This window comes from Methylobacterium sp. J-030, assembly GCF_022829545.1.
Lineage (GTDB): Bacteria > Pseudomonadota > Alphaproteobacteria > Rhizobiales > Beijerinckiaceae > Methylobacterium.
Genome location: NZ_JAKSYM010000120.1, coordinates 1 through 1,006, shown reverse-complemented (window position 1 = coordinate 1,006; position 1,006 = coordinate 1). Strand labels below are relative to the sequence as shown.

At 74.9% G+C, this 1,006-nt stretch carries 1 protein-coding gene; it reads right to left on the bottom strand.

Annotated elements, in window-relative coordinates:
* Window positions 1-1,006: autotransporter outer membrane beta-barrel domain-containing protein (locus MKK75_RS06650; protein WP_244041825.1), on the bottom strand; the 1,006-nt coding region annotated here is incomplete at both ends.

Genomic DNA, 1,006 nt, shown 5'->3' with positions numbered 1-1,006 from the left:
ACGCCGGATCCCGACATAGGCCCCGCCCACGAACGGCTCGACGTAGCTCGCCACCGGCTGCACCGCCGCGGCCGCCCCGTCCCTCGACACCAGGGCCGCCACCGCGGGCGTGCCCAGCGGGATCTTCCAGCCGATCTCGCCAAAGCCCTGCACGGTGTGGCCGCCGCCATGCCCGCTCAGCGTGTCCGACAGCCCGTACAGCACCGCCCGGCGCGTGCGCGCATCCGTGTCGGCGTAGAGCGCGCCGAGCCGCAGCGACAGCGGGCCGAGCTCGGTGCCGCCATACACGCCGCCGAACCCGCTCTTCAGCGTGGCGCTCTCCGCCCGGCTCACGCCGCCGGTGCGGACGGCGCTGTCGAGCGACGCCTCCGTGTAGCCGCCGACCACGCCGAAGCGCAGTCCGCTCGGCAGCCGCACGTCGGCACCGACCGCGAAGCCCGCGATCTGCCGGTCGAGGTCGAACGCGTTGCCGCCGCCATCGGCCGTGCCGAACGAGCCGAAGCCCTGGCCCCACAGCCCGAACACCTGCGGGTCGAGGGTGCGTACCGGCACGTTCGCCACCACCGGCTGCCTTCCCGGCAGGTCGGCGGTGTAGCTCGCCGGCAGGCTGCCGTAGTCGAGCCCGGTGCCGGGCTGGCCCCAGCGCAGCCGGTCGAGCACCGCCTCGCGCACGAAGAACGCCGTCTCGTAGGCCGCTGACACCGTGCCGGCGTGGATGTCGCCCGCCAGCGCCCGGAAGGCCGAGCCCGCCTCCGTGGCGGTGAAGCCCGCCGCCGCGTCGTAGAGTCGGCCCGAGCCGGCCGCCTGGATCGCGTTAGCCGCGGCCGCGCCGTTGCGGCCGGTGGCGGAGGCGGCGAACGGCACGTCGTTGCGGGTGAGCGTCAGGTCGACGTCGTTCGGCAGGTAGCGCAGGCCCGGCGAGAGGAAGGCGAGGTTCGACGTGACGCTGGCGAACTGGCCCGACACACCGCCGGCGGCCGACAGGATCGTGTAGGTGGTGCGTGGG